The 16,647-nt window shown below is 71.1% G+C and carries 12 protein-coding genes; 3 read left to right on the forward strand and 9 right to left on the reverse strand.

Annotated elements, in window-relative coordinates; genetic code table 11:
- Positions 1–15 precede the first annotated feature (15 nt).
- The 5 genes from OG453_RS32690 to OG453_RS32710 all read right to left on the reverse strand — a co-directional run bounded on the left by OG453_RS32690 (position 16) and on the right by OG453_RS32710 (position 8,600).
- Positions 16–807 (reverse strand): ABC transporter ATP-binding protein, encoded by a 792-nt coding sequence (locus OG453_RS32690; protein WP_266872160.1) that lies wholly within the window; start codon positions 805–807, stop codon positions 16–18.
- Positions 804–3,671: an ATP-binding cassette domain-containing protein gene (locus tag OG453_RS32695; RefSeq protein WP_266872161.1), complete on the reverse strand. Its 2,868-nt coding sequence runs from the start codon at positions 3,669–3,671 to the stop codon at positions 804–806. Before OG453_RS32695 ends, OG453_RS32690 begins: the two co-directional genes overlap by 4 nt.
- A 22-nt stretch (positions 3,672–3,693) precedes the next feature.
- Positions 3,694–4,923 (reverse strand): ABC transporter substrate-binding protein, encoded by a 1,230-nt coding sequence (locus tag OG453_RS32700; RefSeq protein ID WP_266872162.1) that lies wholly within the window; start codon positions 4,921–4,923, stop codon positions 3,694–3,696.
- A gap of 155 nt (positions 4,924–5,078) precedes the next feature.
- Complete coding sequence (locus OG453_RS32705) at positions 5,079–6,902, reverse strand: long-chain fatty acid--CoA ligase (RefSeq protein WP_266872163.1); 1,824 nt, start codon at positions 6,900–6,902, stop codon at positions 5,079–5,081.
- Between the two features lie 204 nt (positions 6,903–7,106).
- Complete coding sequence (locus OG453_RS32710; protein WP_266872164.1) at positions 7,107–8,600, reverse strand: MFS transporter; 1,494 nt, start codon at positions 8,598–8,600, stop codon at positions 7,107–7,109.
- A 127-nt stretch (positions 8,601–8,727) separates the two neighbouring features.
- Here OG453_RS32710 and OG453_RS32715 point away from each other — a divergent pair, with 127 nt between their 5' ends.
- Positions 8,728–9,708, forward strand: a complete 981-nt coding sequence (locus tag OG453_RS32715) for an Lrp/AsnC family transcriptional regulator (RefSeq protein ID WP_266872165.1) — start codon at positions 8,728–8,730, stop codon at positions 9,706–9,708.
- A gap of 112 nt (positions 9,709–9,820) precedes the next feature.
- Here OG453_RS32715 and OG453_RS32720 read toward each other — a convergent pair whose 3' ends face one another.
- Positions 9,821–10,681 carry a LysR substrate-binding domain-containing protein gene (locus OG453_RS32720; protein WP_266872166.1) on the reverse strand — a complete coding sequence of 287 codons (861 nt, stop codon included), beginning with the start codon at positions 10,679–10,681 and terminating at the stop codon, positions 9,821–9,823.
- 154 nt (positions 10,682–10,835) lie between these two features.
- Here OG453_RS32720 and OG453_RS32725 point away from each other — a divergent pair, with 154 nt between their 5' ends.
- Positions 10,836–11,849, forward strand: coding sequence for a bile acid:sodium symporter family protein (locus OG453_RS32725; protein WP_266873211.1), 1,014 nt, complete (start codon positions 10,836–10,838; stop codon positions 11,847–11,849).
- Here the strand turns inward: OG453_RS32725 and OG453_RS32730 are convergent.
- The 3 genes from OG453_RS32730 to OG453_RS32740 all read right to left on the reverse strand — a co-directional run bounded on the left by OG453_RS32730 (position 11,785) and on the right by OG453_RS32740 (position 16,023).
- Positions 11,785–13,041 carry a DUF4185 domain-containing protein gene (locus tag OG453_RS32730; protein WP_266872167.1) on the reverse strand — a complete coding sequence of 419 codons (1,257 nt, stop codon included), beginning with the start codon at positions 13,039–13,041 and terminating at the stop codon, positions 11,785–11,787. The two genes, OG453_RS32725 and OG453_RS32730, sit on opposite strands and share 65 nt — an antisense overlap.
- A gap of 10 nt (positions 13,042–13,051) precedes the next feature.
- Entirely contained in the window at positions 13,052–14,950 is a 1,899-nt protein-coding gene (locus tag OG453_RS32735) for a sialidase family protein (RefSeq protein WP_266872168.1), read from the reverse strand.
- Between the two features lie 149 nt (positions 14,951–15,099).
- The gene (locus OG453_RS32740) at positions 15,100–16,023 is read right to left on the reverse strand and encodes a zinc-binding dehydrogenase (protein ID WP_266872169.1); all 924 of its coding nucleotides are present in this window, start codon (positions 16,021–16,023) and stop codon (positions 15,100–15,102) included.
- Positions 16,024–16,114: 91 nt separating this feature from the next.
- On the opposite strand from OG453_RS32740, the gene OG453_RS32745 reads away from it, so the two are divergent.
- The gene (locus OG453_RS32745; protein WP_266872170.1) at positions 16,115–16,573 is read left to right on the forward strand and encodes a MarR family winged helix-turn-helix transcriptional regulator; all 459 of its coding nucleotides are present in this window, start codon (positions 16,115–16,117) and stop codon (positions 16,571–16,573) included.
- Positions 16,574–16,647: the final 74 nt, after the last annotated feature.

Below are 16,647 nucleotides of genomic sequence, written 5' to 3' on the forward strand. Positions count from 1 at the left end.
TCACGTATCACGTGCTCACGCCGCCGCGGTGCCGAGGTAGGCGTCCCGTACCTTCGGGTCCGCGCGCACCTCGGCCGCCGTGCCCTGCGCGAGGACGCCGCCCAGGTCGAGCACGACGACGCGGGCGCAGAGCTCCATCACGAACGCGACGTTGTGCTCGACCAGGAGCACGGCACAGCCCTCCTCGTCCGCGAGATGCCGGATGACGGCCGACAGCTGGCCCCGCTCGTCGGCCGTCATCCCCGACGCGGGCTCGTCGAGCAGCAGCACCCTCGGCGGGTCCGCCACGGCCCGCGCCAGCTCCACCATGCGGGCGCGGCCGACGGGGAGTGCCCCCGCGTAGTCGTCGCCGATGGCGTCAAGTCCGCACTTGCGCAGGACAGTTGCGGCGCGGGTACGCCGCTCCTTCTCCCGCGTACGCCGGGTGGGCGCCGCAAGGAGATCGGCGGCGAACCCGCCTCCGCCGCCCCGCCACTCCTGCGCCACCAGCAGATTGTCCGCGACGGTGAGCTGCCCGAAGAGCTGCTGGCGCTGGAAGGTGCGGCGCATGCCGTGCCGGGCCCGCCAGACGGGGGAGCGGCGGGTGATGTCGGCCCCGTCGAACAGGACCCGCCCCGCGTCGGGGCGGCGGATGCCGGAGACCACGTCGAACAGGGTGGTCTTTCCAGCCCCGTTGGGCCCGATGAGGCCGCAGACCTCGCCCTGGCGCAGGCCGAGGTCGACCTGGTCGAGGGCGCGGATGCCGCCGAAGCGGACGCCGATGCCGCGGGCTTCGAGTATCCGGTCGTCTACGCGGTCGTCGCTCATGGCCTGCCCACTCCTTCGGTGTGCCCCTGCGCGGCTATGCCCAGATAGGCCTCGGTGAGCTGGTCCGTCCGGACTTCGGAGCGGGGGCCGCACCACGAGACGCGGCCCTGCGCGAGGTACGCCACGGTGTCGGCGACGCCCAGGATCTCCGCCGCCTTCTCCTCGACCAGGAGCAACCCCGTTCCGGCGTCCCGGAGTTCGCCGAGCAGGCGGAACACCTCGTCCACGACGCGGGGTGCGAGGCCGAGGGACGGCTCGTCCGCGATGAGCACCGCGGGCGGGTGCTGGAGGAGGGGTGCGAGGGCGAGCATCTGCTGCTCGCCTCCGGAGAGGGAGCCCGCGGTGATCTTCCGCCGGGCGGCGAGGCTGCCGAACCGGTCGTAGACGGCTTCGCGTGCGGCCTTGTCCGGGAGGTGGAGGGTGAGGTTCTCCTCGATGGTGAGGGACGGGAAGATTCCGCGTCCCTCGGGGGCGAGGACGACGCCTGCCCTCGCGCGGGCGACGGCGCCGTGCCGCGTGGCGTCGGCACCGGCTACGTACACCAGGCCGGTGGTGGGGGCGAGGAGCCCTGCGGCGACCTTGCAGGTCGTGGACTTGCCTGCCCCGTTGGGTCCGAGGAGGGCGACGATTTCGCCTGGGTGGACGGTGAGGGTCACTCCGTGGAGGACGGGGGCGCCGTCGTATCCGGCGTGCAGGTCGTGGAGGGCGAGGGCAGGGGGTTTCTCTTCCCCAAGCCCGCCCCTTCCCGAAACCGGGGGCTCCGCCCCCGGACCCCCGTATCGGCCTTCGGCCTCGTCCTCAAACGCCGGACGGGCTGAAAGATCCAGCCCGTCCGGCGTTTGAGGACGAACTCGGCGAAGCCGGTGATCGACGGTAACTGGTGGCGGCGAAGCCGGTTTCGGGAAGGGGCGGGGTTGGGGAAGTCCGCCGCCGGAGGCAACCTCAACCCCCACCCCCCGCACCCGCCGCCGATGCATCCGCACCGAAACCGCCGCACAGTACCCATCCGGATCATTGGCCAGCGCCAACCCCGCAAGCCCGAACAGAATCACCGGCACCTGCACCGACTCCGTCACATAGTCCGCCAGGACATGCGGCATCACCGCGAACACCAACCCCGCCACCACCGCGAACTGCGGCCTCCGCACCCCCGCGGCCACCACCACCGCCAGCCACACGAGCCCCGTCATCGCCGTGAAGTCCGTAGCAGTGATCCGGGTGTTGAACGACGCGTACATCACACCCCCGAACCCGGCAAGACCCGCCGACAGCGTGAAGACGAGCAGCTTCGTCCGCACCACCGACACGCCCGACGCCATCGCCGCCGCCGGAGCGGACCGCACCGCCAGCATCGCCCGCCCGGTCGCCGACCCCCGCAGCGCGCTGAGCGCCGCCACCGCCACCGTCACCAGGACGACCATCGCCACGCCCATCGCACGGTCGTCCGTCAGGTCCACCGAGCCGAAGACCGGCCGGGGTATCTCCCACCCCGTGTCACCGTTCCTCAACCAGCCGATCTGGAAGAGGACTTGATCGGCGAGAAAGGCAAGGGCCAGCGTGGCAAGGGCCAGGGACCGGCCCCCGAGCCGCAGCGCCGGCAGCGCGACCAGGGCGCCGAGCACCGCCGCCCCGCACGTCCCCACCAGCGCCGCCGCGATGAACGGCCAGCCGTGGCTCATCAGGAGACCGGCGACCAGCGCCGCCCCCGTCACGAATGTCGCCTGCGCCAGGGACACCATCGCGCCGAGCCCCGTCACCACGGTGAAGGAGATGAAGACGACGGAGATGGCGAGGCCCTGCGCGAGGATGCCGCTCCAGAAGGGCGTCGTCACCGTGTAGAACGAGACCGCAAGCGCGACCGCCCCCGCCGCCCACGGCCCCCACCGCCGCGCCCACGACCGCCCCGCCAGATAGTCGATCGGCGGTGCGTCCGCCGCCGCCGTGCCCGCGGTGCGCTGCCGCCGCGTCAGCAGCAGCAGCCCGGCGAAGAGGATCAGGAACGGGACCGCCGTACGGAAGCCCGTGATCTTCTCCGCGAAGTCGGCGTAGCCGGCGACCAGATTCTGCAGCACCCCGAGCCCGAGCCCGCCCGCGAAGGCCAGCGGGATCGACATGAAGCGGCCCAGCACTGCCGCCGTCGCGGAGACGAAAAGAAACAGCGTGAAGTCGTGCGACGACAACCCCAGCAAGGGAGTCGCCAGCACACCCGCAAGGCCCGCGAGCCCCGACGACAGCATCCACGCCACCGACGAGAGCCGGTCCGCGCTCATGCCCCGCAGCTCCACCAGCGAACGGTTGTCGACCGCGGCCCGCAGCCGGAGCCCCAGCGGTGTGTGCCGCATCAGGACCCACAGGCCGACCGCGACCACGGCCGTCGCCACCCACGTGATCAGCTGGTCGGAGTCGATGCCGACGCCGTCCATCAGCTGCCAGGACTTGGCGGGGCTCGGCCCGACCCCCGGCAGACCGAACTGGTTCTCGGCGGGCTGCACGGAAGCGCCCGCGTCCTCCAGGAGTTCCACGATCCACAGGCCGAGCGCGGGCAGCGCGACGAGCAGGCCGATCGTCGCCACGATCTGCGCGGTCTCGCCGACCCGCGCCAGTTTGCGGAACATCAGCCGGTCCAGGCCCCAGCCGAGCGCGGGTGCCACCACGCAGACGAGGAGCAGGGCCGTCGGCACGGCGGGCCAGCCGAAGCCGGAGTGGAGTTCGTAGAAGGCGAGCGCGCAGATGTAGGCGGTGGCGCCGTGCGCGAAGTTGAAGAGGCCGGATGCGGAGTAGGACAGGACGAGGCCCGTGGCGAGCAGCGCGTAGAGCGCGCCCGATACGAGACCGCTCAGGATGAAGCCGAGGAGGTCCGACATGAGGTGAGACGCCCCCCGCTTGCTACTTGAAGGGGATGGGTTCGTAGCACTTGAAGGGCGCGGACACCGCGTACTTGCCGCCCTTCAGCTGGACGAGCGCACCGCAGCCGAACGATTCCTTCTGTCCCTTGGGCAGGGCGCGGTCGCCGACCATCGTGCCCTTGTCCGAGAAGCCGTTCGCCGCCTTCTGGAAGGAGGAGACCGTCAGATCCTTGCCCGCCTTCTCGGCGACCGCGAGGAAAAGGTCGGCCGACATATAGCCGGTCATCATGTGCATGTTGAGCGGGACGTCCTTGCCCGCCGCCTTCCTGATGTCGGTCTTGAACTGCCGCATCGCCGCCGTGTTCTGCTCGAACGGCTGGAAGGAGAGCAGGATGTGTACGCCGTCGAGCGCCTTCTTCGTCGCGCTCTTGGCGAGCAGGCCCGGGTCGTAGTCGGTCGGGTCGGTGAGCACGCCCTTGAAGCCCGAGCGCTTGACGGCCGTGAACAGGCCGATGTTGTACGGGGTCTGCATCACGGAGACCACCACGTCGGGCGCCTCGCCGCCGTCCGAGCGCAGAATTTCCTTCGTGTACGCCGACCAGTCGCTGGGCACCGAGGTCGCGGGCACCGTCGACTTGGCGAACGTCACCTTGTAGCCGGCGGCGGCGAAACTCTGCTTGTAGGTGCGGATGGCGAAGGTGCCCGCGTCGTTGTCGTTGGCGAGGATCGCCACCGACTTGCCCTTCGATCCTTCCGTCACCTTCTTCAGGCCCTCGGGCCAGCTCTGGGTGATCGTGCCGCCCGGCATGGGCACCATGCAGCCGCCGAAGCCGTACATGTAGCTGGGGCCGCAGAAGGGCGGGATGGTGCCCCAGCCGAACGTCGGCACCTTCTGTTTCTGGAGGAAGTCCGCTCCGGAGAAGGTGACCGAGCTCATCGGCGCGATGGCGAACACCTTGTCCTGCTGGACGAGTTTGCGCGCCGCCGCGAGATTCTTCCCGGGGTCCTGGCCGTCGTCCTCCGCGCCCAGGTAGTCGATCTTCCGTCCGTGTACGCCGCCGTCGGCGTTCGCACGGTCGAAGCGGGCCTTGGCGCCGAGGTCGGTGTCCTTCTTGCTGTAGCCGCTCGCCGTCGTCATGGAGACGATTCCGCCGACCTTGATGGAGTCGGCACTCACGCCGCGGGCGGAGCCGCCGGCCTTGTCGCCCCCGCCCGAACCACTGCTGTTCGATGCGGAGTTGCAGGCGGTGGCGAGCAGCAGTGCGGCCACGGTGGCGGTGATGGTACGGGTACAGGTGCGGATCGATCGCGACACGGGTCGAGCCCCCTCCGTCGAAGTGGGGCTGATTCTGTGCGTGACCTGATGAACCGTCAATAACTGACGCGTCGGTAATTGATGAACCGTCAGAAACCCCAAAGGGCCTGTTACGCGCGGTAAAGCGCCTCGACCTCGGCCGAGTAGGCGGTCTCGATGGCCTTCCGCTTCAGCTTCAGCGAAGGCGTGAGCAACCCGTGCTCCTCGGAGAACTGGTGGGCCAGTATCCGGAACGTACGAATCGACTCGGCCTGTGAGACAAGGGTGTTGGCGGCCACCACGGCCCGCCGTACCTCCGTCTCCAGATCCGGATCGCGCACCAGGTCCGTCGGCGACATCGGCGGCTTGCGGCGCATGTTCAGCCAGTGCTCGACGGCCTCGGCGTCCAGCGTGACGAGCGCCGCGATGTAGGGGCGGTCGTTGCCGACGACGATGCACTGGGCGACCAGCGGATGGTCGCGCACCCGCTCCTCCAACTGCCCCGGCGACACGCTCTTGCCGCCGGAGGTCACCAGGATCTCCTTCTTGCGCCCGGTGATCGTGAGGTAACCGTCCTCGTCGAGCGCGCCCAGGTCGCCGGTGGCGAGCCAGCCCTCGTGCAGCGTCGCGTCGGTGGCCTTGGGGTCGTTGAGGTAGCCCTGGAAGACATTGCCGCCGCTCAGCCAGACCTCGCCGTCGTCCGCGATGTGCACGGTCGTGCCGGGGATGGGCTGGCCGACTGTGCCGTAGCGGGTGCGCTCGGGCGGGTTGGCGGTCGCGGCGGCCGTCGACTCGGTGAGGCCGTACCCCTCGTAGATCGTCACGCCCGCGCCCGCGAAGAACAGGCCGAGCCGCCGGTCCATCCCGGAGCCGCCGGACATCGCGTGCCGCACCCGGCCGCCCATCGCCTCGCGCACCTTGGAGTAGACGAGCTTGTCGAAGAGCTGGTGCTGCATCCGCAGGGCCGCCGAAGGCCCTGGTCCGGTGCCGAAGGCCTTGGCCTCGATGGCGTCCGCGTACCGCACGGCGCACTCCACGGCCTTGTCGAAGGGGCCCGACTTGCCGCCCTTCTCCGCCTTGCGCCGCGCGGCGTTGAAGACCTTCTCGAAGATGTACGGCACGGCCAGGATGAACGAGGGCCGGAACGCGGCCAGATCGGGGATGAGCGCCGCCGCGTTCAGGCTCGGCTGGTGGCCCAGCTTGACCCCGCCGCGGACCGCCGCGACCTGCACCATCCGCCCGAAGACATGCGCAAGCGGCAGGAAGAGCAACGTTGTCGCCTCGTCGCCGCGCCGGGAGTGGAAGACCGGCTCCCAGCGCTGGATGACCGTTTCCGCCTCGAACATGAAGTTCGCGTGGGAGATCAGACAGCCCTTGGGGCGGCCCGTGGTGCCCGAGGTGTAGATGATCGTGGCGATCGAGTCGGGGGTGACCGCGCGCCGGTGGCGGTTGACGACCTCGTCGTCGATGTCGACGCCCGACCGGTTCAGCTCGCCCAGCGCGTCGGCGTCCAGCTGCCACAGCCTGCGCAGCTGCGGCAGCCGGTCGATCACCGAGCCGATGGTCATCGCGTGGTCCTCGTGCTCGACCATGGCGGCCGACACCTGGGCGTCGTGCAGCATCCAGAAGACCTGCTCGGCCGACGAGGTCGGATAGACGGGCACCACCTGGGCGCCGACGGTCCACAGCGCGTAGTCGAAGAGCGTCCACTCGTAGCGGGTGCGGCACATGATGGCGACGCGGTCGCCGAAACGGACCCCCTGGGCGAGCAGCCCCTTGGCGAGCGTCATCACCTGGTCGCGGAACTCGGCCGAAGTGACGTCACACCACACACCGTCGATCTTGCGGCCGAGGGCGACGTGGAGCGGATCCTCAAGGGCATGGTCGAACACGACGTCGGCAAGGCCGCCCACCAGCGGCGCCGACGCCATCGGAGGGTTCGTGAACTCGCGCAATGATGCTCCTTGTGGCGCTCCGCACAGCGCCGGTGACGGTACCCCACCATGCTGCCCGGCGGGAGAGGGGTGACCGACCCGTCGGTACGTACCATCCACGCTGGTCAGCCGCTGAAATCCGGCCACAAGGGGAGAGGCGGGACAGAATACTTACGGTTGAGTAAGTTTCGGTGGCGTAATCTCCACCGAATCTGTACGCAGCGGTTACGGCTGCGGCTGCCCTGCGGGGATGCGGGTTTCGGCCGCCGGAACCTCATCCTCCGGCGCCTTGCGCGCGGACCGCACCATGACGAGGACCAGCACTCCGGCGACCAGACCCACGGCGCCCGCGACGACCGCCGCCGCGTTCAGACCGGAGGCGAACGCGGCCCGCACGGTGTGCTCGGAGAGGGTCCCACGGAGTGCCTCGGCGCCGCCGCCCGCGAGGGTGTGAGCCGCGTCATGGCCCAGCGAGTCCTGCATCCGCGAGGTGAGCACCGTGCCGAAGACGGCGACCCCGAGCGCGTACCCGAGCTGCCGGAACGTGTTGACCGCGCCGCCCGCCATCCCCGAGTTCGCGGCCGGCACCGCGGCGAGCGCGGCGCCCGCCAGGCCCGGTGCGACCAGGCCCGTGCCGATCCCGGCGACCGTGAGCCCCGGGATGAGCGCGCCCCACGACGACCCGGCGTCGAGCACCGCAAGGGCGATCCCGCCGACGCCGATCAGAAGCAGGCCCACGCCGATCGTCAGCCGCGCGGGCACCCCGTGCAGCATCCGCCCGCCGACCGCGGCTACCACGAACGACATCGCGGCCAGCGGTAGCATCACGAGGCTGCCGGTCACCGGGCTCATGCCGAGCACCGTCTGCAGCCAGATCGAGAGGTAGGGCATCAGTCCGAACGCGGCGGCGTTGTAGCCGATCGCGCCGAGCAGTACGCCCGTGAACGCGGGCGTACGCAGCAGCCTCAGGTCGAGCAGCGGGTGCGCGACCCGGCGTTCGACCGCCACGAAGCCGACGAGTGCGAGCACCGAGACGGCGAGGGTCACCGTGGTGGCCGCCGACGTCCAGCCCTCCGACCCGGCCCGCACCACCCCGTACGTCAGCGCTCCGGCGAACAGCGCGAACGTCGCCGTACCCGCCCAGTCGACCCGGCGCCCCGCCTGGCCCTTCGACTCCGGCACCACCCGCAGCGTCAGCCAGATCGACGCCACGCTCACCGGCAGGTTCACGAAGAAGATCCACCGCCAGCCGGGACCCTCGGTGAGCAGCCCGCCGACGATCGGCCCCATCGCCGCCGCGGCCCCGCTCACCGCGCCCCAGACGCCGAGCGCCACGGACCGGTCGCGGCCCTGGTAGGCGGCGCCGAGCAGTGGCAGCGTCGTGGCGAACATCGCGGCGGCGCCGAGTCCCTGCAGGGCGCGGGCGGCCACCAGGACGTCCGCGTTCGACGCGAGCCCGCAGCCGAGCGAGGCCAGCGCGAAGAGCGCGGTGCCCGCGACATTGAGCCGCCGCCTCCCCAGCACGTCCGCCGCGGCCCCCACCCCGAGCAGCAGCGCGGCGAGCGCAAGCGCGTAGCCGTCGATCACCCATTGCAGATCGCTCAGCGAGGCGTTCAGCGCCCGCGCCATGTCGGGCAGTGCCACGACCACGATCGTCACGTCCAGCAACAGCATGAACGTCCCCAGGCTCACCGCGGTGAGCGGCCCCCATGTACGCATCCTCAACTCCTTGTACGACGGATCTGCGTGCCTCGTACGATGGGATGCGGCCGGACGATCCCGGCCATCACCAGCGGCAGACCGAAGGAAACCGACACTGATGGACATCAGGCCAATGGAATCCTCCATGTCTCCCATGCCTGACTCGCTCGACGCGAAGCTGCTGCAGGCCCTGGAGATCGACGGACGCGCGCCCTTCAGCCGGATCGCGGCCGTCCTCGGCGTCTCGGACCAGACGGTCGCCCGCCGCTACCGCAAGCTGGTCTCCGACGGTGGTCTGCGGGTCGTCGCCGTACGGGACAACGAGCGGCTCGGCCAGGACCAGTGGATGCTGCGCCTGCGCTGCGCCCCCGACGGCGCCGAGGCCATCGCGGCCGCGCTGGCCCGCCGCCCCGACACCTCATGGATCGGCCTCACGTCCGGCGGCACCGAAGTCGTCTGCTGCACCCGGCCGCGCAGCCAGAGCGACCAGGACGAACTGCTGCTCGGCAAGCTCCCGCGCACCCCGCACATCGTCGACATCCGCGCCCAGCAGATGCTGCACCGCTTCTTCGGCGGCCCCAACGGCTGGCTGATCAAGCACGGACCGCTCGCCGAGGAACAGGCCGCGGCCCTGCGCCCAGCCCGGCCCGGCACCGACCGCCCGGAAGGACCACTGCGCATCGACCCGGAGGACGAACCGCTGGTCGCCGCGCTCGAACGGGACGGCCGCGCGACCTACCCCGAGCTCCAACAGGCCACCGGACGCTCGGAGTCCGCGGTCAAGCGCCGCCTCGCCGCGCTCCTCGCGGCCGGCGCGATCTACATCGACATCGAGTACGACTCGGCCCTGGTCGGCTTCCACGTCGGGTCGATGCTCTGGATCACCGCCGCCCCCTGGGCCCTCGACACGGTGGGCAAGACCCTCGCCACCCACGCGGAGATCGCCCATGCCAGCGCCGTCGCGGGGGCGTCCAACATCATGGCGACCGCCGTGGCCCGCGACATCCCCTCGCTCTACCGCTACCTCAGCGGGCGGCTCGGCCACCTGGACGGCGTCCAGCACGTCGAGACGGCGCCGTTCATCCGCCGCGTCAAACAACTGACCTACCGGCCGTTTCCGCGCTGAGCCGTTCCGCGCCCCGAAAGGGGCGCGGGCTGTGACATATGCGGCTCCGCCGCGCGGGCGCGACCAGCCCCCACCGGCCCGCGGGTCCATCACCGCACGTCCAACGGAGCGCTCAGCGGCGCAGCCGGTCCCCGCCCGCCAGGATCGCCGCCGCGAGGGCGTCCGCCGCCCCCTGCGCGGACGCCCGCCGCTCCCCGTGCAGCAGCACGAAGTCGACCGCGCCCAGTTCGGGAAGGCCCGCCCGCTCCGGGACGCGGACCAGGCCCGGCGGGATGAGGCCGTGGGAGTGCGCCATCACGCCGAGTCCCGCGCGGGCGGCGGCGACCAGGCCGTTGAGGCTGCCGCTCGTGCAGGCGATCCGCCAGGCACGGCCGCGCCGCTCCAAGGCTTCGAGGGCGAGCGCGCGGGTGATGCCCGGCGGCGGGAACACGATGAGCGGCACCGGCTGCTCGGGGTCGAGCCGCAGCCGCTCGGCGCCGATCCAGACGAGCTTGTCGTGCCAGACCAGCTCGCCGCGTGGATCCTCCGGGCGCCGCTTGGCAAGGACGAGGTCGAGCTTCCCGGCGTCGAGACGCTCGTGCAGCGTGCCCGACAGCTCGACCGTCAGCTCCAGATCGACCTCGGGATGGTCGTGCCGGAACGACTCCAGGATGTCGGTCAGCCGGGTCAGGACGAAGTCCTCCGACGCCCCGAACCGCAGCCGCCCGCCGAGCCGCGTCCCGGTGAAGAACGCCGACGCCTGCTCATGCACCTCCAGGATCCGCCGCGCGAAGCCGAGCATCGCCTCGCCGTCCTCGGTCAGCTCCACGGAGTGCGTGTCACGGGCGAAGAGCTGGCGTCCGGTGGCGTCCTCCAGGCGGCGCACATGCTGGCTGACCGTGGACTGGCGCAGATTCAGGCGCCGGGCGGCCTGCGTGAAGCTCAGCGTCTGGGCCACGGCAAGGAACGTACGGAGCTGCGCGGGGTCGTACATGCTCCCGAGCTTAGCCCCGCCTATCGCGATACGTGATGACAGTCAGAGCGGTATACGGGATTCCCGATCGCGACGATCAGGAGGACCATCAAGAGGGCACGATCTGAACCGAAACCGATGGAGCGAAGTGAAACGCCCGAGCTGGCCCTCCTGGATGCCGATCGACCCGTACATCTTGGCGTTGCTCGGGACCGTGGGCGTCGCCGCGCTGATTCCCGCGCGCGGCACCGGCGCCGACATCGCCTCCGGGGCCTCCACCGCGGCGGTATCGCTGCTCTTCTTCCTCTACGGGGCACGGCTCTCCACCCGCGAGGCGCTCGACGGACTCAAGCACTGGCGGCTGCACGTCACCGTCCTCGCCTGTACGTTCCTCGCCTTCCCGCTGCTCGGGCTCGCGGCCAAGGGACTCGTCCCGTACGTGCTGACCCCCGCCCTCTACAGCGGGTTCCTCTTCCTGACCCTCGTGCCGTCCACGATCCAGTCGTCGATCGCCTTCACCTCCATGGCGCGCGGCAACGTGCCCGCGGCGATCTGCGCGGGCTCCTTCTCCTCGCTCGCCGGCATCGTCCTCACCCCGCTGCTCGCGGCCGCGCTGCTCGGCAACAGCGGGGCCGGGTTCTCCGCGGACTCGCTCCTGAAGATCGTGCTGCAGCTACTCGCACCCTTCCTCGCGGGACAGTTCCTGCGCCGCTGGATCGGCCGCTTCATCGCCAGGAACAAGAAGGTCCTCGGCCTCGTCGACCGTGGTTCGATCCTGCTCGTCGTCTACACCGCGTTCAGCGAGGGCATGGTGCAGGGCATCTGGCACCAGGTGACCCCGCTGCGCCTTGTCGCGCTGCTCGGTGTCGAGGCGGTCCTGCTCGCCGTGATGCTCGCCCTGACCTGGTACGGGGCCAAGCGGCTCGGCTTCGGCCGCGGGGACCGGATCGCCATCCAGTTCGCCGGGTCGAAGAAGTCCCTGGCCGCCGGACTGCCCATGGCCAGCGTCCTGTTCGGGGCCCAGGCGTCGCTCGCCGTGCTGCCCCTGATGCTCTTCCACCAGATGCAGCTGATGGTCTGCGCGGTGATCGCCAAGCGGCGCTCGCGCGATCTGGAGGACTTCGTCAGCGAGCCGTCGCGATCCGAAGAGACACGAACCGCGGTCGGTACAGGGACACGTTCCGGCTGACGTTCGCCTGCGCGCTCGCCGGCACCGCGTCCAGCCAGTTGACGTCGTAACTGAGCAGCAGCCGCCCGTTCTCGCTGAGCGCCGGATGAGCCTGCGGGTTGTACGCGGCCACGTCCTGCCGGACCGCGCCGTCCTTGGGCAGGGGCGGCGCGAAGCTCTTCGTGGGGCCGCGCCACGGGCCGGTGGGCGAGCAGGCCCAGTAGGAGGTCACGGTGGTCAGGCCCTCGGTGCCCGCGGCCATCGTGAACAGGACGTACGTCCCCTTCACGCGCACCACGGTGAACGCGCTGCCCACCCCCTTGCGCTCACCGTCACCCAGCACCGACCGCGGCTTCCCGTCCTTCGTCCAGCCCTTGCCGTCCCAGTACCGCCACGCGCCCGGCTCGGCCAGCCTGCCCTTCGGTACCCGCGCGACGTACGCGTGCGAGGCAGGACGCGCGGCCGCCTGCCCGTCATTGCCGCCGAACACATAGGTCCAGCCGTCGTCGTCGATCGCGGTGGTGCCGTAGAGCACGCGCTTGTCGGGGTCCGGCACCGACTGCTGGTCGGAGACCTTGACGATGCCCTCGACGCGCAGATCGGGCAGCGAGAGCGTGGCGACCTCGGTGCCGGTGGGCACGCCGTAGATCCACGGCCCGGTCCCGGTGGCGCGGGTCCACAGCAGGACGCGTACGACGTCGTCCGCCGAGCCCGGGGAGCGCGGCTCCACCTGCGCCGCCACCGGCCAGCGCCACTGGTTCGGCGCCGGGTCGGGGAAGAGCGGGGCCGGCAGGGTGCGCTGCAGCGTGCCCGAGCGGGACATCACCACGGCCGAGTTGCGCACCATCGGCGCGGTCGTGTCCCGCCAGGTGTGCGGCTGGCCGACCGGGTTGGGCGGCGCGTGCACCTGGCCGAGGAAGGTGTCGGAGAACAGCCACAGGAGCCGCCCGTCCGGGAGGCGCACCGAATGGGTGCCGTCCCCGCCGGTCCAGTCGTCCGCGCGCGCCGTGTCGTCGCCGTACCGGGCGAACGCCCCGGTGGTCCGCTCGTCGGCCGACCAGGAGGAGACCGTGCGCGCCTCGCATGCCGGACCGCCCTCCCGGTCGTCCGGGAGGGCGGTGAGCAGCACGGCCGCGCAGACCAGGGCGAGCAGCAGGACCAGCGTGGTCCTGCGCGCGCCCCAGCCGGTGCGGGGAGCTCGTTCGGCGGGCACGAGCGGGACGTTAGTTGCTCGCGCGGATGTGGTCCATGGGAAGCCATGCGACGGTGTCCCGCGTCACAGGAGCCTTCGCGGCCCCGTCCTTCCCCAGTTCCACGAGCTCCGCGTCGCTCAACGCCCGGTCGAAGACGCGCACCTCATCGATCGAGCCGCTGAAATGGGCGCGGCTGTCGACCCGCTGGCCGACATGGAAGCCGTACGCCGAATTGCGGGTGACCGTGCCCGGCACATCGGCGGTACTGATCCCCGTACCGTCGACGGAGAGCGTCAGCTGCCCGCCGCCCCTGCGCAGCGCGATGTGGTGCCACTGGCCGTCGTTGTACGCGCCCGTGGTGCGCACGGAGGCCGACCTCGGCGGGGTCGCCCCGTCGCGCGTGGTGATCAGGCCCGTGACACGGTTGCTCGCGGGCTCACCGCGCAGCCACACCTGCGGCTGATTGGTGCCGATACCGCCCATCCACAGCAGCGGCTGCTCACCGCTGGTCGCGGAGTAGCGGAACCACAGCGATGCGGTGAAGTCCTTTGTGCCGAGCGGGAGTTGGCTTCGGTAGGGCAGCCGGACGGCGTCGTCCGTGCCGTCGAAGGCGACGGCCTTGCCGAAGCGGCCTTCGGTCGACGCCGCCCCGCCGAGCACGGCGGCGGGCTTCGCCCGCGGCGCACGGTCGGCGGTCGTCGGGTCCGGGCCGCGGCGCGGCTGCAGCCAGTCCTCGGTGAAGCGCGCGAAGCGGATCTCGTCGCGGGCGTCGACAGCCCCGCCCTCGTACATCAGACCCACGTGCCCGTCGTCGGCCCGCACCAGGTCCGAGTAGCCGGACCAGTCCGTGGTGACCGTCGTGCCGCGGTCCACGCTGTCCCAGGTGCGGCCGCCGTCGTACGAGGAGCGGATCTGCATCGTGCGGCGGCGGTCCGGGTCACCCGGGCAGGCGAGCAGCATCCGCTTGCCGAACTGGAGCGTGGCGCCCTGCACTTGGGGCGTATAGAGGTCGGGGATGGCCTTGAACGGCGCGGTGAAGGAGCCCCCGCCGTCGCGGCTGATGGTGTGGGTGCGATGCCCGAGATCGGTGCCGTCCTGCTCGCGCCCGCTGACGTAGACCGCCCCGTCGGGGCGCTCCGTGATCGTCATCTCGGACGGCTTCTGGCGGAACGTGCCGTCTTCAGGTATCGGGTACGAGTCCTTGGCGCCGATCTTCCAGTTCTTGCCGCCGTCGTCGCTGACGATCAGGGCCGCGTGGTTGGCGGTGACCCGACTGCCGTCCCACGTCTCGGTGTTGGCGGTGAACACGAGCCGGCCCGCGTGCTTGCCGCGGGTGAGCTGGAGGCCGTGCACGGGCCCCGTCGCGTACCAGGAGTTCCAGTCCTTGGGGAGGATCTGGTCGCTCAGGTCGCGCGGCGCCGACCAGCTGCGGCCGTCGTCGTCGCTGTACTGCAGGTGCGGCGTGCGGTCGCAGGGCACGGCGCAGTTCAGCCCGTCCGTGCGGCCCGTGTTGTACGTCTCCGCCAGGACGATGCGGCCGGTCCTGCGGTCCACGATCGGGGCGGGGTTGCCGTGGGTGTCGCCCGCGCCCTCATTGATGACCTGGAGCGGACTCCAGGTGCGGCCGCCGTCGTGCGACCGCTTGACGACGATGTCTATGTCGCCCGCGTCGCTGCAGTCGTTGACCCGCCCCTCGGCGAACGCGAGAAGCGTGCCCTTCACCGTCCTCACGACGGCGGGGATGCGATAGCAGGCGTACCCGGGGTCCTGCGAGGCCTTGAACAGGACCTGCTGCTCGAACTCCGTCGCGGGGGCGTCGGGGGCGGCCTGCGCGGACGGCGCGGGCAGCAGCGCGCCGAAGGCGACGAGGGTTAACGCGGTCGCGGCCGTTCGGAGTGATCTGAGGCGTACACGGAGACCTGATGGCATGGTGCGGTCCACCCTCCAAGGTGACTGGACATCCTGACATCCCACGTCCAACGTGCGTCACAGACGCTACTTGGGGCGTTCGGCACCCCACAAGAAGCGCGCGATGGGTGAATGCGCGTCACCTGGTCAGGGGATCGGAACGACTTTGGTCAGGGGATCAGGACGACCTTCCCGAGGTTGCTCCGCGCCTCGATCACCGCGTGCGCCTTCGCCGCGTCGTCCAGCGCGAACCTCGCGTGCACGGCGGGCCGCAGCGCGCCCCTGGAGAAGAGCCGCCACAGCTCCTGCCGCCACGTCTCGTACAGCTCGGGCTTCCCGCGCGCGATGAGCCCCATCTGGAAGCCGATCACCGACTTGGCGCCCACGAGCAGGTCGTACGCCTGGACCGTGCCGCCGCCCGAGCTGTACGCGACGAGCCGCCCGTGCGGCGCGAGTGCCCGTACGGCGGGGGACAGGAGTTCGCCGCCGACGGCGTCGAGGGCGTAGTCGACCGGCTCGCCCCACGCCTCTTCCTCGTACGTGACGACCTCATCGGCGCCGAGCGAGCGCACGAAGTCCGCCTTGGCGGGTCCGGAGACGGCCCCCACGACCCGGCTCGCGCCCCTCAGTCGGGCCAGCTGCAGGGCGAGATGACCGACTCCGCTCGCCGCGGCCGTGACGAGTGCGGCCTCGCCCCGCTCGGGCCGTGCGGCGTCGAGTGCGCCGTAGGCGACGAGGCCGCTGCGGACGAGCGCGACCGCGTCGGTGGCGCTTGCTCCATCGGGGACGGGTGAGGCCATGGCCTGGTTCAGGAGGGCGTAGTCCGCATAGCCGTGGCCGAAGACGAGCCCCGTGACGCGATCGCCGGGCGCGTACGCCGTCACGCCCTCACCGACCGCGATCACCTCTCCGGCGATCTCGCCGCCGAGTGCGACCGGTTCGCGGGACTCGCGGACCTTGCGGACGACGGGGAGCGTGACGCCGATCGCCTCGGCCCGGACGAGGAGTTCACCCGCGCCGGGCACCGGTACGGGCGCCTCCTCCAGGAACAGCACCTCGGGGCCACCGCTGTGTTCGTACCGAACGCGACGCATGCGCATCTCCAGAGAAAGGGGATCGTTGGGAGTCCCAACGATACTCACACTTTCATTGGGGAGTCCAATGATTCTCGGATAGGCTCGTCCCATGCCCACGACCCCGCCCGCCCCCAGCGGCATCCGCACCCTCCCCAGCTGGCTCCTCGGCCGCACGGCGGCCCGTGGCCGAGGCCTCGTCGCCGAGGCCCTCGCGGAAGAGGACATGAAGATGTGGCACCACGTGGTGCTCTCGGCCGTGGCCGATCAGGGCCCCGTCGCGCAGGCCGCCCTCGGCCGCAGCATCCAGCTCGACCCCAAGGACCTGGTGGGCGTCATCAACGACCTCCAGGACGCCGGCCTCGTCCTGCGCGCACCCGACCCCACCGACCGCCGCAAGAACGCGATCACGATCACGGAGGATGGCAAGCGCACCCTCGACCGCTGTGCCGAGGCCGCGCGGCGGGCCAACGACGAACTGCTCGCGCCTCTTTCGGCCACGGAGCGGAAGCAGTTCCTCGCACTGCTGACCCGGATCTCGGGCATCGAGGCGCAGGACATCGAGGCGTAGAGCATCAAACCGTGCGGGGCCGGGACCCCGCCGGCGCAGGGGGCGCTCCCCGCCGGCCGGGGTCCCGCCGCCGT

This window comes from Streptomyces sp. NBC_01381 (assembly GCF_026340305.1).
Taxonomy (GTDB): domain Bacteria; phylum Actinomycetota; class Actinomycetes; order Streptomycetales; family Streptomycetaceae; genus Streptomyces.